20 protein-coding genes and 1 riboswitch are annotated in these 25642 nt (G+C 59.3%); of the genes, 9 read left to right on the forward strand and 11 right to left on the reverse strand.

Annotated elements, in window-relative coordinates; all coding sequences use genetic code 11:
* Positions 1-223 precede the first annotated feature (223 nt).
* A complete protein-coding gene (gene pepN / locus AC2T9U_RS06880; RefSeq protein ID WP_493695621.1) occupies positions 224-2791 on the forward strand; it encodes an aminopeptidase N in 2568 nt (855 codons plus the stop codon).
* A gap of 90 nt (positions 2792-2881) precedes the next feature.
* On the opposite strand, the gene malQ is transcribed toward pepN, so the two are convergent.
* Positions 2882-5077, reverse strand: coding sequence for a 4-alpha-glucanotransferase (malQ, locus tag AC2T9U_RS06885; RefSeq protein ID WP_493696940.1), 2196 nt, complete (start codon positions 5075-5077; stop codon positions 2882-2884).
* A gap of 228 nt (positions 5078-5305) precedes the next feature.
* Here malQ and AC2T9U_RS06890 point away from each other — a divergent pair, with 228 nt between their 5' ends.
* Entirely contained in the window at positions 5306-6448 is a 1143-nt protein-coding gene (locus AC2T9U_RS06890; protein ID WP_493695622.1) for a mechanosensitive ion channel family protein, read from the forward strand.
* Between the two features lie 62 nt (positions 6449-6510).
* Here the strand turns inward: AC2T9U_RS06890 and AC2T9U_RS06895 are convergent, their stop codons facing one another.
* Positions 6511-8184, reverse strand: coding sequence for a threonine/serine exporter family protein (locus AC2T9U_RS06895; protein WP_208303291.1), 1674 nt, complete (start codon positions 8182-8184; stop codon positions 6511-6513).
* Positions 8185-8314: 130 nt separating this feature from the next.
* Between AC2T9U_RS06895 and AC2T9U_RS06900 the strand changes: the two genes are divergently transcribed.
* Both AC2T9U_RS06900 and AC2T9U_RS06905 read left to right on the forward strand, forming a co-directional pair.
* Complete coding sequence (locus tag AC2T9U_RS06900; RefSeq protein ID WP_493695623.1) at positions 8315-10372, forward strand: alpha-amylase family glycosyl hydrolase; 2058 nt, start codon at positions 8315-8317, stop codon at positions 10370-10372.
* Positions 10369-11769: an MFS transporter gene (locus AC2T9U_RS06905; RefSeq protein ID WP_493695624.1), complete on the forward strand. Its 1401-nt coding sequence runs from the start codon at positions 10369-10371 to the stop codon at positions 11767-11769. The genes AC2T9U_RS06900 and AC2T9U_RS06905 overlap by 4 nt, the downstream gene beginning before the upstream one ends.
* Before the next feature lie 23 nt (positions 11770-11792).
* Here the strand turns inward: AC2T9U_RS06905 and AC2T9U_RS06910 are convergent, their stop codons facing one another.
* The 5 genes from AC2T9U_RS06910 to AC2T9U_RS06930 form a co-directional block, all read right to left on the reverse strand.
* Positions 11793-12578, reverse strand: coding sequence for an ABC transporter ATP-binding protein (locus AC2T9U_RS06910; protein WP_493695625.1), 786 nt, complete (start codon positions 12576-12578; stop codon positions 11793-11795).
* Positions 12575-13639: a FecCD family ABC transporter permease gene (locus AC2T9U_RS06915; RefSeq protein WP_493695626.1), complete on the reverse strand. Its 1065-nt coding sequence runs from the start codon at positions 13637-13639 to the stop codon at positions 12575-12577. The genes AC2T9U_RS06910 and AC2T9U_RS06915 overlap by 4 nt, the downstream gene beginning before the upstream one ends.
* Entirely contained in the window at positions 13639-14616 is a 978-nt protein-coding gene (locus AC2T9U_RS06920; protein WP_493695627.1) for an ABC transporter substrate-binding protein, read from the reverse strand. The genes AC2T9U_RS06915 and AC2T9U_RS06920 overlap by 1 nt, the downstream gene beginning before the upstream one ends.
* An 89-nt stretch (positions 14617-14705) precedes the next feature.
* Positions 14706-14886, reverse strand: a riboswitch (adenosylcobalamin (AdoCbl) riboswitch).
* A gap of 114 nt (positions 14887-15000) precedes the next feature.
* The gene (locus AC2T9U_RS06925; protein ID WP_493695628.1) at positions 15001-15639 is read right to left on the reverse strand and encodes a DUF8185 domain-containing protein; all 639 of its coding nucleotides are present in this window, start codon (positions 15637-15639) and stop codon (positions 15001-15003) included.
* Entirely contained in the window at positions 15636-15815 is a 180-nt protein-coding gene (locus AC2T9U_RS06930; protein WP_147279182.1) for a hypothetical protein, read from the reverse strand. The genes AC2T9U_RS06925 and AC2T9U_RS06930 overlap by 4 nt, the downstream gene beginning before the upstream one ends.
* 123 nt (positions 15816-15938) lie before the next feature.
* Here AC2T9U_RS06930 and AC2T9U_RS06935 point away from each other — a divergent pair, with 123 nt between their 5' ends.
* Positions 15939-16853, forward strand: a complete 915-nt coding sequence (locus tag AC2T9U_RS06935; RefSeq protein WP_208303283.1) for an acyl-CoA thioesterase domain-containing protein — start codon at positions 15939-15941, stop codon at positions 16851-16853.
* A gap of 12 nt (positions 16854-16865) precedes the next feature.
* Here the strand turns inward: AC2T9U_RS06935 and AC2T9U_RS06940 are convergent, their stop codons facing one another.
* The 3 genes from AC2T9U_RS06940 to AC2T9U_RS06950 all read right to left on the reverse strand — a co-directional run bounded on the left by AC2T9U_RS06940 (position 16866) and on the right by AC2T9U_RS06950 (position 19712).
* The gene (locus tag AC2T9U_RS06940) at positions 16866-17693 is read right to left on the reverse strand and encodes an HTD2 family dehydratase (RefSeq protein WP_493695629.1); all 828 of its coding nucleotides are present in this window, start codon (positions 17691-17693) and stop codon (positions 16866-16868) included.
* A gap of 67 nt (positions 17694-17760) precedes the next feature.
* Entirely contained in the window at positions 17761-18447 is a 687-nt protein-coding gene (locus tag AC2T9U_RS06945) for a hypothetical protein (RefSeq protein ID WP_493695630.1), read from the reverse strand.
* A complete protein-coding gene (locus AC2T9U_RS06950) occupies positions 18444-19712 on the reverse strand; it encodes an ATP-binding cassette domain-containing protein (RefSeq protein ID WP_493695631.1) in 1269 nt (422 codons plus the stop codon). The genes AC2T9U_RS06945 and AC2T9U_RS06950 overlap by 4 nt, the downstream gene beginning before the upstream one ends.
* A gap of 178 nt (positions 19713-19890) precedes the next feature.
* On the opposite strand from AC2T9U_RS06950, the gene AC2T9U_RS06955 reads away from it, so the two are divergent.
* Together AC2T9U_RS06955 and yidC are read left to right on the forward strand one after the other, a co-directional pair.
* Entirely contained in the window at positions 19891-20205 is a 315-nt protein-coding gene (locus tag AC2T9U_RS06955) for a hypothetical protein (RefSeq protein WP_208303278.1), read from the forward strand.
* 65 nt (positions 20206-20270) lie between these two features.
* Positions 20271-21104, forward strand: a complete 834-nt coding sequence (yidC, locus tag AC2T9U_RS06960) for a membrane protein insertase YidC (RefSeq protein ID WP_208303277.1) — start codon at positions 20271-20273, stop codon at positions 21102-21104.
* Between the two features lie 133 nt (positions 21105-21237).
* On the opposite strand, the gene ettA is transcribed toward yidC, so the two are convergent.
* Complete coding sequence (ettA, locus tag AC2T9U_RS06965) at positions 21238-22920, reverse strand: energy-dependent translational throttle protein EttA (RefSeq protein ID WP_493695632.1); 1683 nt, start codon at positions 22918-22920, stop codon at positions 21238-21240.
* A gap of 157 nt (positions 22921-23077) precedes the next feature.
* On the opposite strand from ettA, the gene AC2T9U_RS06970 reads away from it, so the two are divergent.
* The gene (locus AC2T9U_RS06970; RefSeq protein WP_493695633.1) at positions 23078-23650 is read left to right on the forward strand and encodes a GNAT family N-acetyltransferase; all 573 of its coding nucleotides are present in this window, start codon (positions 23078-23080) and stop codon (positions 23648-23650) included.
* 931 nt (positions 23651-24581) lie between these two features.
* Positions 24582-25601, forward strand: a complete 1020-nt coding sequence (locus AC2T9U_RS06975) for a hypothetical protein (protein ID WP_493695634.1) — start codon at positions 24582-24584, stop codon at positions 25599-25601.
* Positions 25602-25642 lie beyond the last annotated feature (41 nt).

Raw genomic sequence — 25642 nt, forward strand, 5'->3', positions numbered from 1 at the left:
CCGACCACACGCCCAGTGTGCCACCCGCACAGCACAACCCCGCCCCAGGCCCCATTCACAGCAGCCATAAGAGAAACCCGCTCACCAATCCCCTACCTAGAGACCTCAGAGCCCCCCGACGCAGCGCCGTCCATGCCATGCTGATCCCCAAACACGCCTACATCGTGACGACAATGAGCCCCACCGGCCCCACCCCGCCACGAGAAAACACAGGAGGAACCCCGTGCCTGCCGAGAACCTGACACGTCAGGAAGCCGCCGAACGCGCCGAACTCCTGAAGGTCCACGAGTACAACATCACCCTCGCACTCAACGGCGGCCCCACCACCTTCTCCACCCGCACGCGCGTCCGCTTCGACGCCGTCACCCCCGGCGCCGAGACCTTCATCGACTTCATCGGCCCCAGCGTCGAATCCATCACCCTCAACGGACGCACCCTCAATCCAGCAGAACACTTCGCCGACTCACGCATCCGGCTCACCGACCTGGCCGAACACAACGAACTCGACATCACCGCCACTGGCGCCTACATGAACAGCGGTGAAGGCCTCCACCGCTTCGTCGACCCCGCCGACGAGCAGGTCTATCTCTACACCCAATTCGAAGTCGCAGACACCCGCCGTGTCTTCCCCGTATTCGAACAACCCGACCTCAAAGCCACCTTCCAATTCACCGTCACCGCACCACGGGAATGGGAAGTCATCTCCACCCAAAACGTCGACACCACCGAAGAAAACGGCGACGACACCACCTGGACATTCCCGCCCACTGCGATCCTTCCCCCCTACGTCACCGCAGTCATCGCCGGACCCTATGCATCCGTCAGCGACAGCGTCACCACCGGCGACGGGCGCACCATCCCCTTGCGCCTGCTAGCCCGCCGCTCCTTGATGCCCCACCTAGACACCGACAACGTCTTCGACATCACCAAACGCGGATTCGACTACTACGAAAAAGAATTCGATCTCGCCTACCCGTTCGATAAGTACGACCAGATCTTCACACCCGAATACAACTTCGGCGCCATGGAAAACGTCGGCGCCGTCACCTTCAACGAAATGTACGTATTCCGCGGCCGCGTCACCGAAGCAATCATCGAACGCCGCGCCCTCACCATCCTCCACGAACTCGCCCACATGTGGTTCGGAAACCTCGTCACCATGCGCTGGTGGAACGATCTATGGCTCAACGAATCCTTCGCCGAATGGGCAAGCACCGCCGCCCAAGCAGAAGCCACCCGCTGGACAGAAGCCTGGACCACCTTCGCCGCCAGCGAAAAAGCATGGGCCTACGACCAAGACCAACGCTCCACCACCCACCCCATCGTCGCCCCCATCCGCGACCTCGAAGACGTCGTCGTCAACTTCGACGGCATCACCTACGCCAAAGGCGCCTCCGTCCTCAAACAACTCGTCGCCTACGTCGGCCGTGAAGCGTTCACCACCGCGCTACGCAACTACTTCAACGCCTACGCCTACGGAAACACCACCCTGACCGACCTGCTCGCCGAACTCGAAGCAGCCTCCGGCCGCCAACTCAGCCAATGGTCCAGCCTCTGGCTCGAAACCGCAGGCGTCAACACCCTCCACGCCGAAATCAACACCGCAGACACCGACACCACCCTTATGGAATCGGTACGGATCATCCAAACCGCCACCACCACCCACCCCACCCTGCGACCCCACACCATCCGCATCGGGCTCTACGACCTCGACGCAACCGGCGCCACCCCCGTCCTGACCCGACGCGACCTCATCCACGCAGAAATCGACGGAGAAAACACCGAAATCCCCGCACTAGCTGGCCTACGCCGCCCCGATCTACTCCTCCTCAACGACGACGACCTCGGCTACGCCAAAGTCCGACTCGACGACACATCCCTGGCCACCGTCATGGCCCATCCACACGCCATCGTCGACAGCCTCGCCCGCGCCGTCGTCCTGGGCTCCCTATGGGACATGACCCGCGACGCCGCACTACCAGCCCGCACCTTCATCAACATCGGGCTGCAATTCCTCGCCGACGACCTCGACTCAACCCTGCGACGCAGCCTCATCTCCCAAATCACCACCACCGCCAAGATGTACGTCGCACCCCAGACCCGCGACACCACCACCATCGAGCTAGGCGACAAACTCGCAGAACTAGCCAACAACGCCCAACCAGGCTCCGACGCACAACTCCAACTCGTCACCGCCGCAGCCACCTGGGCCACCACCGACACCCAACTAGAGCGCATCCGCGCACTCCTAGACGGCACCCAAACCCTGCCTGGCCTGGACATCGACACAGAAATGCGCTGGACACTCCTCACATCCCTAGCAGCAGGAGGACGCGCCACCGTCGAAGAAATCGCCGCCGAAGAAGAAAAAGACCGCACCGCAACCGGCCGCGAACGCGGAGCCCGCGCCCGCGCATCCATACCCACCGCCGAAGCCAAAGAACAAGCCTGGGCCCGAGCAATCGAAGAAGACAGCCTGCCCAACTCCATGATCGAAGCCACCGCACAAGGCTTCGTGCGCGCCAATGACCTATCGCTACTGACGCCATACATCCCGCGCTACCACGCGATGCTGCGTGACATCGAACGCACCCGCACCCACGCGATCACCGAATCGATCATCGAATCGTTCTACCCCGCAGTGCTAGCCTCACGCGAACTCCTCGAAGCCACCCAAACATGGCTAGAGGCCAACACCGATGCCCCCGACGCGCTACTACGCCTAGTGAACGAACGCCGCGACGTAGCCGCCCGCGCCCTAGCCGCCCAAGAACGCGACGCACAAAGCTAAAGACACACCAAAAACCTGTGGTGGCCTTGCCCCCTTCTAAGAAAGAGGGGCAAGGCCACCACAGGTTTTACTTACAGCCGCGCTAACGCATCAGGCTTCACAACGTGGAACACCACGCTCAATACACGCAGCCAACGCTTTAGCCCGCCGAGACTGCACCAGCTCCTCCAAAAACATGGGAACACCATCAGGGCCAGCCAACGGAACCCGCCAGTTCGGGTACTCATCATTAGTTCCAGGCTGGTTCACACCCCGGCGATCCCCAGCCAAATCAGCCATCGCCACCGACACCAACAACGACGGCGTCCACGACACATACCGATGCAGCGCCTCCACCACCGACCCAGCTCGGTGAGCAACAAGATCATCCTCAGCCGCGATCGTGCGAGCATCAACACCATCACCACTGGGCGCATCAACAAGACCCCGCTCCGAAAGACGGCACAGCACCCGGTGCCGCTCATCATGGAAGGCCTCCCACTCCTTCTCAACCTGCTGAGTAAACATGCCCAACCGGTCACGAACCTTGACGTGCTCACCCTCCAAATACCCAGCCGTAGGCGGCAAATCATGCGTCGTCACCGACGACAAACACAACCGGCGATACGTCTCCGGCTGCCGGAAACCATCGGCATCCTGCTCAAACCAGAAAATCGAAGTACCCAAGATGCCTCGACCACTCAAGTAGTCACGCACCCACGGCTCCACCGTGCCCAAATCCTCACCAACAATCACAGCACCAGCACGCTGAGCCTCCAGCACGAGAATGCCGATCATCGCCTCATGATCCAGACGCACATACGTCCCATCCAGCGGTTTCTTCCCAGCAGGGACCCACCACAACCGGAAAAACCCAATAATGTGATCAATACGCATCCCACCCGAATGACGCAACGCCGCCCGAATCATGTCCCGGAACGGGCGATACCCCGTCTCCACAAGACGATCCGGACGCCACGGCGGCTGACTCCAATCCTGACCCAACTGGCTGTACGCATCCGGCGGAGCCCCCACCGTCACCCCACGAGCCAACACCGACCCCAACGACCACGCATCCGCGCCCGCCGGGTGCACCCCCACCGCCATATCCTTCAAAACACCAACACTCATGCCCGCATCCACAGCTGAACGCTGCACCTGCGCCAACTGCGCATCAGCAACCCACTGCAGCCACATCTCGAACCCGACATCCTCGACGTGCTCATCCCGGAACTGCTCCACCGCAGGAGCCTGCGGCGAGAAGAACAACTCCCGCCACTGCGCATCACTAACCGAACCATCAGCGATCAACGCACACCACGTCGCGAAATCAATCAGCGGCTGCCCCTGCTCCTGACAGAACTGCTCAAACTCCAACTGACGACGCACCGACCGCGGCACCTCATACAACGCACGCAAAGCCTCACGCTTGAGCGGAACCAACACATTGCGCTCAATACTGTCCCGCTCATTCAACGCCCGACCCTGACGAGCACACCGAGCCACCAACGCCTGCACACCCTCATCGGCATACGCCAACTCAGACACATCCTCAGGCCGGATATAACTCGTATCCACAAACCGACGCGACGTCGGCAAATACGGCGACGGCTCAATCGGAGGAACAGGAGCAGACGCATGCACCGGGTTCACCAACACAAAATCAGCACCCAAATCACGCCCCGCCCACACACACGTATCACCCAGATCCGCGAAATCACCCATCCCCCAAGAACGACGGGTACGCACCTGATAAATCTGCGTCGCCACCCCACGAGCACCCGAAGAAGCTACCGGCTCAGGCACATCCAACACCGCCGGAACCACCACAAGCGTGCCCTGCCCAACCCCCTCAACAGAACCCGACACCTCGGCATGCAACGAATGCCACCCCAACGGCAAATCACCCGGCAACTCAAACGTCGCCTCACCCACCAACGCACCATTAACCATGCGCGGATCCACCCACACATCCAACTGCCTCAGATCACGCACACCTGCCCGATCCTCCAACTCCACCCACACCCGCACCGGCTCACCATGAGGAACATGCACCGCAACACGGCCGCCCTCCCCCGCCCGCACTAACGAAAACGCCGGCAAAGTTCGTAACCACGGCTCATCCTCCCGCTCACGTAACGCCCGCGACGCCGCCGCATCATCCGAAGCATCCACATCGAACGCGCCCAACACCGCCCGAATCGTCTCGGCGCTAACAATGACGTGTTCACCCTCCCAGTTGTCGTACTCGGTCGCGACACCATAAGCGCGAGCCAGGTCCGCCAGGACCTGCGAAGGGTGCTCCATCTGAGTCAAGGATTCAAGCCTTTCTTCACAAAAGAAAATGGGAAAGAAAAATTAAGAAAAACAACGCGTGCGTCCACAAGCACAACGTCGACAACCACGAGCATCCTATGGGCTGCCTACCAGCACAGTCCTATCCGCTCATACAAGACACACAAAACCCACCAAAAACGCCTTATCCCAACCCACTCTTTCAGCTGGTACCGATCCACCTCAGTAAGAATCAATCACATGATCGGCACGACCCTCATGATGATGACGGCAAAGCTCGACATCCGTAATCCCATCCACACCGGCACCAGCGGACGAACAGGGACAGGCGCAGACAAAGAACCTAACGGAAATACCTCCTTCTCACTATCCAAACTCAGCGACCTCACATGGAGCGACCTAGGCGACTGGCTCCTAGACCGCCCCCTAAAAATCCTCTTCATCCTCGTCGTCGCCTACCTCGCCCGCTGGCTACTACACCGCGGCATCAACACCCTCATCCGCACCATCCAATGGCGCAGATCCACCGGCGACACCGGCAGCATCGGCGTGGTCGACCCCATGCCCACCGCCCAACTGCCCGTCATGCGCCGCGGAGCCCGCAAAGCCGCCCGAGCCGTCAAACAAGCAGGACTGGTCAACACCGACCGTCAAGGCCAACGCCTAGACACCCTCGGATCACTCCTACGAAGCATCGTCTCCGTCCTCGTCTGGGTCACCGCCGCCCTCATGATCGGTACCGAAATCGGCATCAACATGGCGCCGATCATCGCCTCCGCCGGAGTCGGTGGTGTCGCCATCGCCTTCGGTGCACAAAGCATCGTCAAAGACTTCATCAGCGGCCTGTTCATGATGTTCGAAGACCAATACGGCGTCGGTGACCTCGTCGACACCGGCGAAGCCATCGGCACCGTCGAAGAAGTCACCCTGCGCGTCACCCGACTACGCGACGCCACCGGCGTCGTCTGGTACGTCCGCAACGGCCAAATCACCCGCATCGCCAACCGCACCCAAGGCTTCCAAACCGGCGCCGTCGACATCCCCGTCTCCATCGAAGAAGACCCAGGCCGCGTCATCTCCATCCTCAAACGCGTCGTCGCCGACGTCTACATCGACCCCCGCTGGCGCAAATCCCTCCTCGAAGAACCAACCGTCGCCGGTGTCGAATCCCTCGAAGGCGGCACCATGACCATCCGCATCTTCGCCAAATGCGTCGCCGACCAACAATGGGGCGTCATGCGAGAAATCCGCGAACACAGCAAAAAAGCCCTCTCCGCACGCGGCATCGCCGGCCCCCTCCTCATGCCCAGCAACCTGCCCTGGGCACCCCACGCCGCCAAACCCAAAGAAGGCACCGACAACAACACCCCACCCAAGTCATAACCCCCCACACAAGAAGGCCCCCTGCGCACCAACGCACGGGGCCTTCTTCACACCCACAACACTCAGCTCGCCGCCCCCGAACTCACCGACGAACGACGCAACGCACGCGAAACAGCCTTCCCCGCAATCCGCGAGCGCGGCCTCAAGAAACGACCCAAATACGTCCCCATCGACACACCACCAGCAATCGCCAACCCCGTCGCAGCCGCCGACCACAACAACGTCCCACCATCCATCGCCGCAGACGGATCCGGCACCGGCTCAACCAAGTAATACAACCCTCTAAACACCAAACCACCCGGCAAAAACGCCACAATCCCACCCGTAACCACACCCAACGGCGGAACATTCAACCAACCAGCCATCAACTGACTCATCAACCCCGCACACAAACACGCAGCCGCTGTCGCCGCGATCGGATCAAACCCGACAACCCCCACCAACGTGTACACCAACCAACTCAACGCACCCGTCACCGCCGCAACCACCACCGTCACCGGCCCCGAATACGACGACAACGCCGCACCAAAGGCAGCCAACACCACCCCCGTGATCTGCCACCCCAACATCGGAGCGAACGTTCGTGGAGGAATCAAATACGACGGCACCCCCAACCGCTGACCAATACTCAACACACCCATCACCCCCACCAAAATGCCCAACGTCATCATGAACACCTCAAACGAACGCGCCGCCGCCGTGACGTAATACGCGTCAATCGCATCCTGCGCCGCCCCCACCACAGACAACCCAGCCAACGCCACAACAATCCCACACGTCACAATCAACGAAGGCCGCACTGCCAAAAACGAATCCGACACATACGCGCCACCAGCAACCAACCCCAACATCACCACCGTAGGAATCGCACCACCCACAATTTGGGCGAAAAACGCCGCCAACTTACGCCGCGCCGACCACAACGAGGAGCGATCCACCAACATCACCACCAACGTCACCAACACCAACTCAGCCGGCGTACCACCCAACAGGATCCCCACACCCAAACCCGTCACACCCGAAGCAACAGTCACCACCCACCGCGCATACGCATGCGGACTCTCATTGATCTCCAAAAACCGCGCCCTGGCCTCATCCAAAGGCAAATCACCCTCAGAAATCTCCGCGCTCAACGCCTCCAACCGCGACAACCGCTCATAATCAGGCACCCGCACACTCACCGTGCGCACCATCGTCACCGGATCCTGAAACGACCCCCGGTGATGCGTCACCGCGATCGACGTAAACGTCACATCCACATGCACCGACCGCAACCCATAGGCACGCGTGACCGCCAACACGCCCGCAGTCACATCCGCCGCCGAAGCCCCCGTCGCCAACGACACCTCAGCCATCCGCATCGCCAAATCAATCACCGACCGCGAATGCGCATGCTCCACCCCATCATTGATCTCCCGAAGATCCATCCCCCACGTCGGGGCAGAACCCCGCAACGCATTCCGAACCCGGAACAGCCCACTCTGCTTCAACTGATCCCGCGGAATAACCTTCAACGTCCCGGTCACCGGGTCTTCAGCGATCACGCTGTTCTCATCCAACGCCGGATACATCTCCGGCTTACTCACCGCCGCGACAGCCTCCACCCCAGCATCACCCTCAACCGAAGACACATCACGCGTCACCGGCACAAACCACGAACGCTCATCCCCCTCAGGCACACCCGAACGCCCCTCATCACCAACACCAGAAACAGAACCGCCACTCTTGTCAGCCACGACACCAACTGTGGAATACCTTCACCCCACACGCAAAGCGACGTTGTGCCTACCAAAAACACGCCCCACCAACAGCCAGATCACAACACCCCCACTCGAACTCACACGACACATAAGCGAGCATGGAACCATGGCTAACCCAACCAGCCCCAGCCCCTACGAACGCATGGGCGGCCACGCAGCCTTCACCACACTCATCTCCACCTTCTACGACGGCGTCCGCAACGACCCCGAACTACGCGCCCTCTACCCCGAAGAAGACCTCGGCCCCGCCGAAGAACGACTCCTGCAATTCATAGAGCAATACTGGGGCGGCCCCACCACCTACTCCGAAAAACGCGGCCACCCCCGCCTACGCATGCGCCACATGCCCTTCGCCATCACACCCACCCAACGCGACCGCTGGGTAACCCACATGATGAAAGGCGTCGACGCCATGGGCCTGCCCCAACCCGAAGACACAGCCCTACGCGCCTACCTCCTACGCGCAGCCGACTCCCTCATCAACACCCCAGAACCACAACCACTCCCCTGGTGGAAAAACGCCGTCGTCTACCAGATCTACCCCCGCAGCTTCGCCGACGCCAACGGCGACGGCATCGGCGACCTCCCCGGAATCACCAACAACCTCCACCACATCGCCGAACTCGGCGTCGACGCCATCTGGATAAGCCCCTTCTACCCCTCACCCATGGCCGACGCCGGATACGACGTCGCCGACTACCGCAACATCGACCCCACCTACGGCACCCTCGAGGACCTCGACAACCTCATCAACCGTGCCCACCAACTCGGCCTCAAAATCATCATCGACATCGTCCCCAACCACACTTCCAGCAGCCACCCCTGGTTCCAACAAGCCCTCAACGCCGCCCCCAACTCCCCCGAACGCGACCGCTACATCTTCCGCCAAGGCCGCGGCCCCAACGGCGAACTGCCACCCAACAACTGGGAATCCAACTTCTCCGGCCCAGCATGGACCCGCACCGACGACGGCAGCTGGTACCTCCACCTCTTCGACTCAGCCCAACCAGACCTCAACTGGAACAACCCCCACGTCCACGCCGAATTCGAATCCATCCTCCGCTACTGGTGCGACCGCGGCATCGACGGCTTCCGCATCGACGTCGCCCACGGCCTCATCAAAGCCGACGGCCTACCCGACACCGACCCCACCCTCACCCCCAACGACCCCACCCACCACCAACCCATGTACGACCAAGACGGCGTCCACGACATCTACCGCCGCTGGCGCCGCATCCTCAACGAATACAACCCCACCAACAACCCCACCAACGACCGCATCCTCATCGCCGAAGCCTGGGTCACCCCCCTCGAACGCGCCGCCCGCTACGTACGCCCCGACGAAATGCACCACGGCTTCGGATTCGAATACCTCACCACTGCCTGGGACGCCCAAGCCATCACCCACACCATCGCCCACACCATCACCGCCAACAACGCAGTCAACGCCATCTCCACCTGGGTCCTGTCCAACCACGACATCGTCCGCCACGCCTCCCGCCTCGGCCACCACGACACCACCCTCACCGCAAGCCGCCTAGGCATCGGCCCCAACGACCCCCAACCCGACACCCAACTCGGCCTCACCCGTGCCCGCGCCGCCACCACCCTCATGCTCGGCCTCCCCGGCGCCGCCTACCTCTACCAAGGCGAAGAACTCGGACTACCCGAAGCCACCACCATCCCCCCACACCACCGGCAAGACCCCACCTGGACCCGATCCAACGGCACCATCATCGGCCGCGATGGATGCCGCGTACCCCTCCCCTGGAACGCCGACGCCCCCGCCTACGGCTTCAACACCACCGGCAAAACCTGGCTACCCCAACCCGACACCTACCGCCAATACGCCCGCGACCACCAAGAAAACACCCCCAACTCCACCCTCCAGCTCTACCGAAACCTCCTATCCCTGCGCCGCCAATACCGCCTCGGCGAAACCGACCTCGCCCACGTCGACATGGGCCCCGAAAACAACCACCTCGTCGTCTTCCACGCCGACGGCCCCGTCGAACGCATCGTCCTCATGCTCAACACCAGCAGCACCCCCACCCCACTACCCCACGGCGAACTCCTCATCTCCAGCAGTCCCTGCCACAACAACCACCTGCCCGGCAACAGCGCCGCCTGGATCCGACTCCCCCGAAACACCACCACCGCATGAACACACAACTACAACCCCACCAACGCACCACCGCCGCCACCATCATCACCCTCATCTCCATCGTCGCCTTCGAAGCAATGGCGATCAGCACAGTCATGCCCAACGCCGCCAACGAACTCAACCTGCACAGCGGCTACGGACTCACCTTCTCGGCCCTCTACACCGCCGAACTATTCGGCATCGTCATCGCAGGAGCCTGGATCGCCACCCGCGGCGCCCTAGCCCCCCTCATCACCGGACAACTCCTCTTCGCCCTCGGCGCCGCAACCTGCGGCGCCGCAACCACCGCAACACCATTCATCATCGGCCGCGCACTCACCGGACTAGGCTCAGGCCTAGTCACCGTCACCGTCTACGTCCTCGTCGGCGCCCTCTACCACCCCACCCAACGCCCCCGACTCTTCGCCTGGATCTCCGCAGCCTGGGTCCTGCCCTCCATCATCGGCCCCCTCCTGGCCGGACTCCTAGCCCAAACCTTCACCTGGCGACTGGCCTTCTGGATCGTCATCCCCGCCGTAGCCATCGCCCTGCCCCTCCTCATCCGCCACCACCACACCATCTCCCCCGCCGGAATCGACCCCCACACCACCAACCGCACCCGCCTCGCCCTCCTCACCTGCGGCGCAGCCATCGCGGCCAGCGCCGCAGCACTCCAAGCCAGCGGCACCCACCTCATCCCACCAACCACCCTGACCATCAGCACCATCATCCTGAGCACCCTCACCCTCGGCGCCGCACTGCACTACACCTTCCCCACCGGCACACTCCGACTCCACCACGGCATCCCCAGCGTCATCTCCTCACGGTTCTTCCTCACCGCCGCCTTCAACGCCACCATGGCCTACCTGCCGCTCTACCTCGTCAACCGCGGCAACATGACACTCACCACCGCCGGAACTATCTTGGCCTGCGCCTCCGTCGGCTGGTTCCTCGGATCCACCACCCAAGGGCACCCCCTCATGCACGGACAACAACACCGCCTCGTACGCATCGGCGCACTCACCTGCCTATGCTCCTACGCACTCTTCACCGTCCTGACCTACCACCACAACCTGCACACCTGGTGGTTCATCCCCACCCTCGCCCTCACGGGAATCGGCATGGGCCTATCCACCGCATCCCTGTCCGTCCTCGCCCTGCACCTAACCCCCCTAGAACGACACGCCTCCATCTCCTCCTCACTGCAACTCAGCGACGTCCTCGGCGCCACCCTCGGCCTAACCACCGCCAACGCCATCTACGCCAGCGCAACAGCCACCCAATTCGGCGCCCCCACCACCGGCCCCCACACCGGCAACGCCGCCTTCGGCGCCGGCGCCTACATGCTCATCTGGGCCATGGCCATCGTCACCGCCATCGGAGCAGTTATCGCCGCAAACCGCACCACGCCCCAATAACCCCCCACCCACTGTTGCCGGCCCTACGCCGGCAACACCACAAACTGCTCACCAATACGATGCACCACCAACGGTGAGCGATACACCTGCGAAAGCACATCCGCACACAACACATCCGCAGGAACCCCCACAGCACGCACACGCCCCTGATCAAGCAACACAATCCGATCCGCGTAACGCGCAGCAACCGTCAAATCGTGAATAGCAGCAACAACCGTCACCCCCTCCCCCCGCCGATGCTCATCAACAAAATCGAGCACATCCCGGGCCGTACCGATATCCAAAGAACTCGTCGGCTCATCCAAAACAATCACCGGCGCCTGCTGCGCCAACACCCGCGCCAGCATCACCCGCTGCGCCTCACCACCAGAAAGCTCCCTCACCGACCTACCCGCCAAACCACCAAGACCCAACCGCTCCACCACATCAGCAACAACGGCATGATCACGAAACGAATGACGCTCAAAAAAGCGCACATACGGAGTCCTGCCCAGCAACACATACTCAGCAACACTCATCCCCTCCGGTAACTGCGCAGACTGCGGCATCAAAGCGATATCGCACGGCCCCGGACACCCACCGACCCCCGTGCGCACCACTCCCTCATGCGGCACCAACCCCGCCAACGCCCGCAACAACGTGGACTTACCCGACCCATTAGGCCCAATAACAGCGACAAACTCCCCCACAAAAAAATCCACCGAAACGTCATGCAAAACCCGGTGACGCCCACCAGCCCGCCCCACATCAACCGCAACATCCACCACCTGCAACGCAAGCCCCACCTGCGACGACGAAAACCCACTCATACACTCACCCGTTTACGGCGCCAAAGAATAAAAGCGAAAAACGGTGCCCCCACAAACGCCGTAATCACCCCAATAGGCAACTCAGCCGGAGCAGACACAGTCCGGGCCCCCACATCAACCAAAAGAAGAAACCCCGCACCAAACAAACCCGACAACGGCAAAATCGCCCGATACGAATGACTCGCGACAAGACGCACCACATGCGGAACAACCAGGCCAACAAACCCGATAAGCCCACTGACCGCCACCGCCGCAGCCGTCAAAAAAGTCGCAGCAGCGATAACAACACACCGCACCCGAGCCGCATTCACCCCCAAAGAACGAGCCTGCTCATCACCAAGACGCAACACATCTAGCCACCGCGCCTGCGGCAACAAAACAACCACCGACACCACGAAATACGGCAAGAACGTCACCACCGGCGTCCACCCATCACCAGCAAGCCGACCAAAAATCCAACTCAACACTTCACGAGACCGAGTCTGATCAAGCTGCTGCAAAAGATACGCCTGAGTAGCCGAACACAACGAGGAAACCGCCACCCCCGCCAACAGCAACGTCGAAGGATCAAAAAACGACCCCCGCGCCACCACCACCGACCCCGCCACCGCAAGTAACGCCCCCACAAAAGCAGCCATTGGAACCGCCTCAAAAGGCCCCACCGTGAACTGCACACCAAACCCAAGCGCGAGCACAGCACCCACACCTGCACCCGCAGAAGCGCCAAGAAGATACGGATCAGCAAGAGGATTGTGAAAAACCCCTTGGTAAGAAGCCCCCGCTAAAGAAAGCGAGGCCCCCACCATCAAGGCAAGCACAGTGCGCGGAAACCGGATCTGCCACAACAGATCCGCGACAGGATCAGCCAACTCGCTACCGGAACCAACCCCAGGAATCCCCGCGAACATCACATCCACAACTTCAGCGAACTCAAGGCCAGCAGCCCCTGAAGTCAGGCTCACCCCCACCGCGACAGCAAGAAGCCCAACCCCAACAATCACCGGGATCAAGGGCGCCTTGAACGCCCGAGAGAGCGCCTCCTTTGAGGTAGAAGAACTCATCATCCGGCTGTGGTGGGCTGGGCTGCAGCGCTAGTCCCTGCCCCAGCAGCGGCTTTAGTCAACGCGCCAGCAAGCTGATCAACCAGCTGCGGCAAACGCGGCCCCCACCGGGATGCGATATCGGAATTTACTGTGACGACATTGCCGTTTTTTACTGCCGCAACATTGGCCCACCCCGGACGGCGAGCCACATCCTGGGCCGTATAGCCCGACTGGTCAGTGATCACAATGACCTGCGGATCAGCCTTAATAATGGCCTCTTCAGTCAGCTGCGGATAGCCGCTTTTAGAGCCATCTGCATTATCAGCGATATTCGTGGCGCTCATCTTGGCGTAAATAGACCCAATGAAACTATGCGAACTCGCCGAGTGATACTTGTCATCAAGCTCGTGATAGACAGACAGCGGTTTATTCGGTGCCTTAGTCAACGCAGCATTGATCTGCGCACGCATCGTCCCCACGAGCTCCGTGGTCTCGTTCACATGCCCAGTGGCCTGCCCGAGAATAGCGAGCTCGCCATACCCTGCATCAAGCGTCGGCGGCGCAGGAGAAAGCAACACCGGAATATTCAGCTTCTTCAACGATGCAGCCAAACCATTAACGTCATTACTGATAACCACAAGATCCGGTTTATGTTTGACGATCGCTTCAATATTCGGCTCAAACCCAGACAAATCTGTAGCTGGAGCCCCCTGAGGATATGTGGAATATTTATCGGCAGCGACCACCTGTTTACCCGCACCAATAGCGAACAACGATTCGGTAGCGCTCGGCGACAACGAAACAATCCGTTGCGGCTGCGACTTCAACGTGACCGGGCCAATCGAGGTGTTCACCACAACCGGGAACATTCCTGTCCCGGCAGCGGCGCTAGCAGGCGAAGTACCAGTAGGTTTACTGCCAGTAGAGGCATTACTGCAGGCAGTAAGAACGAGCAGCGCTGCTGCAACAGTGGCGCTGACTTTAGACAACCGCATTGACGGTTTCCTCCTCTGTGAGCGGGGCAAAGGGTGCGCGATGCGCTCGAGGAGGTGAAGTTCTAACGCCCTGCAAGGCTAAGCGAGGCGGCTCCGAACCGCTCCTTTCCTCGAGAGCGTCGAATCTTAAAGTGACAGCGGGTTCGACCGGACTCATCCTGTCCCTGCCCTACCCGCTACTACGGGCTCAAGAACCGGGGGGCTTCACCGTTGCGGGCCAGTGCCGGATTTTCACCAGACTTCGACCCACCATCACCTCCACGTTATCCCTGGCACCTCACCCCAGGACAGCTCAGCAGCTGTGTCGATGCTCTCCCCCGTTGCCTCCGCCACCCTTTACAACGGCACCTGCACCTACGACACCGCCACTACCCACCGACACCCTCACCTACCAATCACATCACCAGCAGCCGTGGACAACCGAGTCCACGACCCATGACGCAACAACCGCACCGGCCCCTGCCCACCAAAACCCAACGCATGCACTCCCAACGCCAAAGCAGCCCGGAACTGCCCCATTCCCTCACCCACCGACTCATCCCACACCTGCTTATCCAACGCAGTCAGCGCCGCAGCATCCGCACCAGCATCGCGCTCACGCTGCACCCGCGCCAACCCCGACTCCGCCACGAAAGCCACATCCTCCCCAGCGAACTCACCAATAACCGACCAACCCCCACGTGGAGGAGACACCGCAGCCCACGGCGCCTGACGCAACACCGGCGGAACATCCAAGCGAAGCCACCCAGCACCCCGCATCCGCGCCAACCGATCCGCCACCGCCGACAAATCCACCGTCACATCCAACACACCAGCCCCCTGCCCCAACGCCGTCCCGCGCATACCCACCACAGTCCCAGCCCCCAACAGTCCAGAACCACTACGCACCAACACCGACGACATCAACACCGACCCCACCGTCTGCAACCGCACATACCCATCAGGCACCAACACCCGCGCCCGCGACACAAACGTCGCCACATCACTCAACGCATCCTCATCAGCAAGCGTGACAAAACTCATCGCTCCCCCTCCCGAACACCAGCAGCCATATGGGCGCACAAAACCGCCCGGGCTTGGACATCAATCCGCATAGAACTTTCACCCAACTCACTCACATACACCAACGCATCCATACCCGAAAACCGCAACGGCACCTCAGATCGGACCACATTTGCTGGCGCATTCCACTGATCCACACCGAACATCCTCGCCGAACCCGCTGCGCAACAGCGAACACTCACCGTTGTCGAAGCTGTCCCCGCCACGCAACAACTGCTACACCTGCCCTCCAGCACACTCATTTGGCAAGATGAGCTGTTGTGACCCACGACGAGACTCTCAATGAATTCGACCCGCTGGCCGATCTTCTAGAAACCCTCGACCTTCACGACGCCGACCCCACCACCGGCACAGACGGAACTATCCGTGACAGGTTCACCGGCCGTAGCCAGCCCACGCCTCATGGTCGCATCTTCGGCGGACAAGTACTCGCCCAGTCCATCATCGCCGCTGGCCGCAGCGTCGCCTGCAGCCGCGAGGAGGAGATGAACATTCACTCCCACCAGGTCAACTACCTCCATCCTGGTGACCCCAATATTCCCCTGGAGTTCGTTGTTGAGCGTCTCCGCGAATCCCGCTCCTACTCCACCCGGCGCGTCCACATTCTTCAAAACGGCCGCCCCATCCTCGCTGCGATGAGCTCCTTCGCCCGCCCCAACGACGGCTTCGACCACCAGATCGAAGCACCCCACGTCCTCGGCCCCGAAGGACTGCCCAGCCTGTCCGAAGACCTCTACCCCATGCCCGCCACCGAACCGGGAAACTGGGTACTCCGCCGGGCCGTTGAGATCCGGCACGTCCAGGGGCATGTTGCCTTCTCACCGGCCAGTGATCCCCAAGAAACCCAGCAAGTCTGGTTCAAAACCATCGGTGAACTCCCCGACGATTCACTCTTGCACGCCGCGATCCTTGCCTACGCCTCGGACTGGGTACTCCTCGACCCGGTACTACGCCGCCACGGCATCGCCTGGTTCGATCCCCGGCTACGCGTGGCCAGCCTGGACCAAACTATGTGGTTCCATCGGCGCATGCGCGCAGACCAATGGGTCATGTTCAACCAGTCCTCCCCGACAGCAGCTCACGGGCGCGGCCTATGCCTAGGCCACATGTACACCGCAGACGGCACACTCGGTGTCACCGCAGCCCAAGAAGGCATGGTGCACATCCGCGACTAGCCCCACGCACTGTCACGGGGCAGAAAAATGCCCCGTGACAGTGCGAGTACCGTCCGCAGCTAGGACCTCCACGCCGCTGCCTAGCCCCTCAACCGCCGGGACCGCTGTGATCCGCTGCGCCCCAAACGCAGAAGCCCCCACCCGGTAAATGTATTCACGTCCGATGAGGTCAATACCTTGCCGCCTAGCCAACTCACTACCTAACAACGCCATCAGCGGGCCATGCACAACCAGATCTGGGTAGCCCCTACGGCGACACCAGTCACGGTCAAAATGGATACGGTGCGCGTTATACGTCAACGCCGAAAACCGGAACAGCATCACCTCATCCACATCCAGCTCGCACCGCGGCTCATCCTCCGCGATGCTGCGCACTGGCGGCGCCGTCAACTCCCCCCTGCTCCCGGTAGAACTGAGGTCACGGTAGACAAGGTTTTGATGCTCAGTAACAGCGACCTGCCCGCCCTGGATGATGCTGTGCTCAACCGTCACGAACGTCAACGCCCCCGTGCGTCCTTGTTTATGCACCGGCGGCAAGGTTCGAATCTGTCGCTGTGCGCTCTGCCCAAAAACCAAAGGGCGGTGCGTAGTAATACGGCCACCAGCAAACATGCGACCAAGCGCACCAGCACCGGGTACGCCACACGCAACGTGCCCATCTTCACCCAGCTCAGCTGTGGTGGGATTGTTCAACAGGTAAAGAATGTGCCACCCAACCGGCACTACATCCGTGGGAGCTTCCAGATCCAAAAGGTGTGCCAGGCGTGCGCACGGCTCGGGAGAAAGAATGCCGTGGCGACGAACTATGTCGACACCATCGTTTATGTCGCTGGCAGCCATAGACCCCATCATTGCGTATTACCAAATAGAGAACCCCACCGGGCACGAGGGCAAAAAGTAACAACTGTCATATGTCTGTTTTTTCGCTTGCCCGCGCCGTGGACAGGCAGCAGGCGGTCACGAAAAACCCGGTTGCAAGCAGCGCAACCGCAGCACCAAGCATGTGGCTGGCTGCGCAGATCTCGTAGGAACCAAAAGTCACTGACCACACAGCAGGCAAGAGCAAAGCCGTCATTACTGCAGCCAGCAGAGCACACAAAGTTGCCACGAATTGAGAAAGTCGTACTGCGCACCGCAAACCGGCCGCTATGCCCGTCGTTGCCATAACAGCAGTGAGCAGCGCAGAGAAATACTGCTGGCCAGGCGATGTCTGCATGACGTACCCAATGAGCGCACTGACCGCTACGTGCACGATGAGCACGATCGCTGCGATGACTCCCACCAAGAGGTAGCGTCCGTAAACAACATCTCGGCGAGAAAGAGGAAATACCACGCGCATCATCCCGCCGTTATCTGCCTGCCCCATCGAAGACAGCAAGGACATAAGGGGCACCGCGACGAACGCGAAAAGCCCGAAGGGCAAACTGCTTTCAGGCGCAACGAGCACGCTCGCTGCCGAGATGGCTCCGCACATAAAAGACGCCCCTACCAAGGTGCCCCATCCCCCCGTAGCCTGAGAAACGTCTAACCGTAAAGCGGCAAACACACCGGTCGCGCCGACCATGTTGTGAGAGCTAGTGGCCGGGTTATTCATGTGAGGTCTCCTGGAGCTGGGGCAGGGTGTCCTTTAGCGAAGGCGATAATGAGGGAGTCGAGGGTGGGGCGTTCGACCACGAGGGGGCGTGGCCAGGTGTTGACGACGTGCATGGGAGCGTGGGCTTCGAATCCGGCGGCGTGTACGCGTAGCCCGTAGAGGTGACAGCGGTTTGGGTGGTTGAGGTCATGCAGGTTGCCTCGGATGAGGCGGTACTTCTCGAGCAGGTCGAGGGTGGGGCCGTGGTAGATGGCTCGTCCTTGGTGGAGCAGGAGGAGGTGATCGCTGATGCGCTCGAGATCCGTTGTGATGTGGCTGGAGTAGAGGGTGGAGTGGTTGGGGTTTTCCATGTACTCGGCGACGAGGTCGAGGAGGTCATCGCGAGTGAGAGGGTCCAAGCCGGCGGTGGGTTCATCGAGGATAAGTAGCTCGGGCTTATGGGCTAGGGCTGCGGCGGCTTGGAGCTTCATGCTTTGGCCTCGTGAGAGGTTTTTGATTTTGGTGTGTAGCGGTACGCGGAGTCGGTGGAGGAGGTCTCGGTACCGTTGCGGTGACCAGGTGGGGTAGAAGGGGGCACTGGCGTGTTCGATGTTTTCTGCGGTCCAGTGCTGTGGGTAGAAGGGTGTGTCCAACACGACGCCGATGCGTTCGCTGGCGGGGGCGCGGATGTTTCCTGCGTCGGGGATGAGGGCTCCGGTGATGGAGTTGATGATGGTGGTTTTTCCTGATGCGTTGGTTCCGGCGAGGCCTAGAACGTATCCGCGGGGGATGTCTAGGTCGAGGTCGTGGAGTGTGAAGGTGCCGCGGCGTTTGCATAACCCGCGAATACCGACGACGGTGTCTGGGTTGTTGAAGGTGGCGGTGGTCATGGTTGTTCCTCGTATGGGCTGGGGGGGGTTGGCGAGGAGCGCTTCGAGGCAGGCGCGGATGTCGGTGGGGGTTAGGCCGGTGGTGTGGGCGGTGTGGATGGCGAGGTTGAGGTGTTTCTCTACTTCGCGTAGTGCGTGTTCGCGGGTCAGGGTTGGGTCGCGAGGGCGGACGTAGCTGCCTTTGCCTTGGACGTTGTCGATGAGTCCTTCTGCGGCGAGGTCGCTGTAGGCGCGGGTGGTGGTGATGACGCTGACGTGGAGGTCGCGGGCAAGTTTGCGGATGGAGGGTAGTTGTTCTCCTGCCTGGATGTCTCCGCGCAGGATGGCGGCGCGGATGTGGGCGGTGATCTGTTCGTAGATGGGGCGCCCGGAAGAGTTTGAGATGAGTATCTGCACGCACCCTCCTTGCTGTCTATAGTCACTATAGACAGCAAGGAGGGTGCGGTACCCCATCAACACCCAAACCCCACCTCCACTCCCCCACCGCTGCACACACCCATCTATGCGTACCCTGTGATGACCAAAGACCACTCCCCCCTTCAAACCACCGCGCCGCCAACCAGAGAGGAACGCCATGCGTATTGCCCTCTCCCCCTGCGCGCAAACACACCCCACCGCTGAACTAGCAGCAAAACTCTCGACCTACACCTGCATCTTCCTCACCCTCATCACCACCGCAGCAACCGACCAGCAACAACTCGCCCTCACCATGATGGTCGGCCTAGCGGCCTTGACCCTTGCTCTCCAGCACAAAAACCCACCAGCCACACCACGGCCGGCCAGCCCACACCTCGCACTACAACGCCTCACCTCACCACCGCCACCCCACCCCAGCAGACATATTTGCGGCCATCCGTGCAGGCCACGCGCACCCTCCTCCCCCAGGTAAAACCCCACGAGAAATTCACCTGCACCTGCACTCGCGAACAGCCCGGCTCCCGGGCGAGGAGAATCATGCCCAATTTGCTCTACCCGTTCGATTACGCCATCAGCACGGTCCTAGCCGCGGCGCATTCCGCCCTAGCCGCAGTAGGTTTCGCCCCAAACAGCGCCCTGACCTGGGTGCTGTCCATCGCGGTTCTTGTCGTGGTGGTCCGGGCAGTGATGCTGCCATTAACCATCCACGGCGTGAAACTCGCTCAAGCTTCCGGGCGGGCTCGCCCAGCATTGAATGAGCTGCGCAAAAAATACGAAGGAAAAACCGACCTCGAGTCGCTCAAAGCGATGCGCGCCGAGCAGATGGCCATCCAAGCCGAGCACGGAATGTCCAGCATCGGCTGTCTGCCCCTCCTGCTGCAGATCCCCATCATGTGGTCGCTATACCAAGTGTTGCAGCACGTCGCGAACGGTGACCCTATCGGTGTCATGACCCGCGATTTGGTCGCATCGATGCGCAGCGGCCGGCTAGTCGGTGTTTCTCTCGCTGACCGTATCGGAGGGTTCGGGAACTTGTTCTCATCGCCGGGGCATTTCGCGGTGATCATCACGCTTGCAGTGCTGTCTGCGGCGTTGATCTACATCACGCAGAAACGTTTCGTGCTCGCCAACATGTCACTTGAGGGCATGCCTGAAGGGTTCGCTGACGTGCAAAAAATGATGCCGCTGCTTTCTTCAGTCGGCATTCTCGTCGCCGCGGTGGCTGTCCCGGTAGGGCTGTTGGTGTACTGGGTGGTTTCTAATGCCTTGACTCTGGTGCAGACCGGCATCATCACCACCTGGTTTCCCACTCCTTACACACCTGCAGCTGAGGCGCTCGCTCGGCGCCGTGGCCAGCAGCCCAGCGAATAAATAAATCCGCTGGGCTGCACTGGCTGGGTGTGGGGCTTAACCCCCAATGACTGGGGGTCAAGCCTCCACACGTTTCCCCACCGGGGCTGCATGTCTTTTGCAAGGTTTAGGCCATGCGGTCCCGGGGTGAGTTTTAGTCGCGGGTGAGTTTGCGGTGTGTGACGCGGTGCGGGCGGGCAGCGTCTTCACCCAGACGCTCGACCTTGTTTTTCTCGTAGCCTTCGAAGTTGCCCTCGAACCAGTACCACTGGTCGGGGTTTTCTTCGGTGCCTTCCCACGCGAGGATATGCGTGGCCACCCGGTCCAGGAACCACCGGTCGTGGCTGATCACCACTGCACAGCCAGGGAAGTCCAACAGAGCGTTCTCTAGTGACCCGAGCGTTTCGACATCGAGGTCGTTGGTGGGTTCGTCGAGCAGGAGCAGGTTCCCGCCCTGTTTGAGAGTCAACGCGAGGTTGAGTCGGTTCCGTTCACCACCGGAAAGCACACCGGCTTTCTTCTGCTGGTCTGCGCCTTTGAAGCCGAACTGGCTGACGTAGGCGCGGCTGGGGATCTCGACCTGCCCGACCTGGATGTAGTCGTTGCCGTCGGAGACGACCTCCCACAGGGTTTTGTTTGCGTCCAGGCCGGTGCGGTTCTGGTCGACGTAGCTGATCTTGACCGTTTCACCGATCTTCACTGAACCGTCGTCAGGGGATTCCAGCCCGACAATGGTTTTGAACAGGGTGGTTTTACCCACACCGTTGGGGCCGATCACACCGACAATGCCGTTGCGGGGCAGCGTGAACGACAGCCCGTTGATGAGGGAGCGGCCGTCGAAACCTTTCTGCAAACCAGCAACTTCGATGACGGTGCTGCCCAGGCGTGGGCCCGGGGGGATCTGGATTTCTTCGAAGTCGAGTTTGCGGGTGCGCTCGGCCTCGGCTGCCATTTCTTCGTAGCGGGCCAGGCGGGCCTTGCTCTTGGTTTGGCGGCCTTTAGCGTTAGAGCGAACCCATTCGAGCTCTTCTTTAAGACGTTTCTGCAGTTTGGCGTCTTTTTTGCCCTGCACTTGGAGGCGGGCGGCTTTTTTCTCCAGGTAGGTGGAGTAGTTGCCTTCGTAGGGGTAGAGGCGGCCGCGGTCGACTTCGGCGATCCATTCAGCGACGTGGTCGAGGAAGTAGCGGTCGTGGGTGACGGCCAGGACGGTGCCGGAGTATTTCTGCAGGAACTGCTCGAGCCACAGCACGGATTCGGCGTCGAGGTGGTTGGTGGGTTCGTCGAGCAGGAGCAGGTCGGGCTTGCTCAGCAGCAGACGGGCCAGCGCGACGCGGCGACGTTCACCACCGGAGAGAACAGTGACGTCAGCATCCCCTGGGGGTGTGCGCAGCGCGTCCATTGCCTGTTCGATCTGGCTGTCGAGATCCCAGGCGTCTGCGGCGTCGATTTCGCTTTGGAGTTTGCCCATCTCTTCCATGAGGGCATCGAAGTCGGCGTCAGGTTCGGCCATTTCGGCCGAGATTTCGTTGAAACGGTCGACCTTGCGTTTGATGTCGCCGAGGCCTTCCTGCACGTTCTCGAGAACGGTTTTGTTTTCGTCAAGCTCGGGCTCCTGCAGGAGGATACCGACGCTGTAGCCGGGGCTGAGGCGTGCCTCACCGTTGGAGGGTTCGTCAAGCCCGGCCATGATTTTCAGGATGGTTGATTTTCCGGCGCCGTTGGGGCCGACGACGCCGATCTTCGCGCCCGGATAGAACGACATCGAGACGTCGTCGAGGATCAGCTTGTCGCCGACCTTCTTACGCGCCTTGGTCATGGTGTAGATGAACTCGGCCATATACCCAGGCTATCGGTTCGGATCAACCGCCACGAATCCGAACACCCCACAGTCTCAGCAAACCGGGGTGGTCGTTGCCGTAACGGACCCTTTCTTCGACACAGGCATCTGGCATCAATTGCCGTTTTATTAGGTGCTGATTTGATAAGGATTTACTATGGCCATCGCTGTTCGTCGTGCTGTCTCTTCTGACATTTGCTGGGTTGCTGAGCTCTACTCAGCGAATCAACGCGATGCGCTGACTGCGCAGGAGCGGACAGATCACGGGTATGTCCAAGGCAGCTTAGACACTCAGGCTTTGGAGCAGCGACTGAATTCGCAGACACCTTCGTTTGTGGCCGAAACCGACGATGAGCCTGCCGGTGTTTTGTTCACTTCCACCGCTGAGGGGAACCAGCCGGGGCCTCCTAGGCTCGCGGTAGAGACGGCGAAGAGGGCCGGAATTACCGACATGTTTCTGTATGGCCCCGTTCTTGTATCTCGTCACGCACGCCGGAGTGGCCTCTTACGTGCCATGAGTGACGCAGCATTCAACTGGGCTGATGGGAAATATGCAGAAGCGCTGGCTTTTGTTGAAGATGAGAATATTTTGTCTCGTCAGATACATGACCACCTAGGGTGGCGTTTTGTTGGCTCATTTACATGGAGGGAGCGCAGTTACTCCGTCCTTGCATATTCGGTCCCTGACTGGAACTCACGCACTTCGCTAACACGGCAAAGCAATTTTTGAATTATTTAACTCGTTACGCTACCCATATGCCGAATTCTCACCCCAGGAGCAAACAAGATCAGACTGCTCATTCAGCTTCACGCAACGGGATATAGCATATTAAAGTATATAATACTTATATCGATCCTACCAGCAATGCCGATATTTTTAATTTTAACGGATTCTTTAATCTTGATACGACGTTCGCGAATCGCCCATCTTCACGAGCGAAACCCATACTCGCCACTGCGGAGGTATCGAGTATGCAAATCTAGCACCCATCAATCATAAAAAGATAAGGTTACCTTGATGCACACAAGAATCAGCGGATGGAACTAGAAAGTTTGCAGTCAACCTAACAAAATTTCTCGCATCTCATTAAATCATCAAATTCAATGAGATGCACCCAACATGGCCCATATATAGCTTTTCTAAGGGACTTAGAATTTTTACTAATGTTAGCCGAAAGATGAACCTCATCTTCATTGAGTGCAAGTAAATATATCACTAATAAGTAACTTCAAAATCTTTTCACATAGCTTACGACACTCGACCCTATGACAAGGCCCGACCAAAAAAATTCTCAACAGCAACCCAGGGGTTGAAAAATTAACGCCAGCTTGATTTCTCCTACCTTGGTGTATTAAAAAATACTCATGCGATTAAAGCCAGGGGAATCCACACAGACAGAAAGCGGCTCCGACTATATCTCAGGATTTCGAACACCGCCATCGAGCCCTATACTCACCATACTAGGCAGCTTCTTCATAGCTAGCGCAATCTCGCTCTCCTCCCGTGTTTTAATTTTAAACAAATACCCCTCTAAAGAAGACTTTAAAGGTTTTGAACATTTTTTTCTAAGGAAAATTGGACAGTCCAGGAGTTTGGATGGCATGTCGGTATTGATATAACTTCCGCTACCACTTGGGTTCTCGGGTTTCTTGCTGCTTCAGTGGCGATCAACGTAGTCCTAGCAATAGATGCCCGGCAGGATTTCGGCAGCGATTTCGAAGGAGCCCTGGCCAAGAGCGAAAGCATTAATCATCTACAAATCGGTACCTCAATACTAGATATAGCAGGAAGCACTACTGCATGGCTCGCAACATTTAGATCACTCTTATTTCATATTATTCCATCCATTCTCTCAGAAAGTCCACCAGACGCCATTTCTGGAAACATATTTAGCCTTCTACTTATTTGGACAACTGTTTTAGCTTTACTTCAGATCGGACAAGCTATCCGAATTCGCAGAGTTCCGATGCTTGAACTCCATCAAGCGGAGGAGCATGAGCAGCACATGTTTGAGAAGCTAACTAAATTCCGAAAACATCTGAGTGAACGCGAGGAGCCTGAGAATACTTGGAAAAGTCCTGAACTTTCACTCGCCTGGAGATCTATCTTTTCCCCCTTACCATTCTTCCTCCTCATTACAAATGCAGTATGGTGGCATCTCGAAGACGAGCCTCGTAAATACAACTTTCCCCTGCAGGTATTCCTTGAAGTATACCTATGCTTACTAGGCGGGGTAGTGGTATATCTTTACGCAACTCTAGGAGTTAAAAGAATTTTCAATGACGGCTTTTTCCTGAAACTACTAAGCCGCTCATTACCGCTGATTCTACCCATCTTTTGGGGATTATTCGTTTACAGCACAGACAAACACGCGTATTCGATTGTCCTATCTTTAATGTTTCTCATTCCTTTCATCTTTGGTCTCCTTTTTTTCTATTCGGGACGCCACAAGTTTAAGATATGTCGTTTTAGAATTTTTTTACTGATTTTCGGGAAGGATGCGGGAAAAATTTTTTGGGAAAATATATATAACCAGCTTCTAAAACAGCATGAGGCTGCAGTTTTAGAAGTGACAGAACGCCGGAAGCTGATTAATGCGCATTCAAGGAGTCGAGCAAAAAGCGACCTCTTTTTTAAAAATCTACTCCGCCATGGAAGGAAAAAGGGTAGCGGAGATTGAGTGTAATGAAAGCAGTGATGGCATCGACCTTTGGAGCTTAA

The sequence above is a fragment of the Dermatophilus sp. B7861-1 genome, assembly GCF_058996045.1.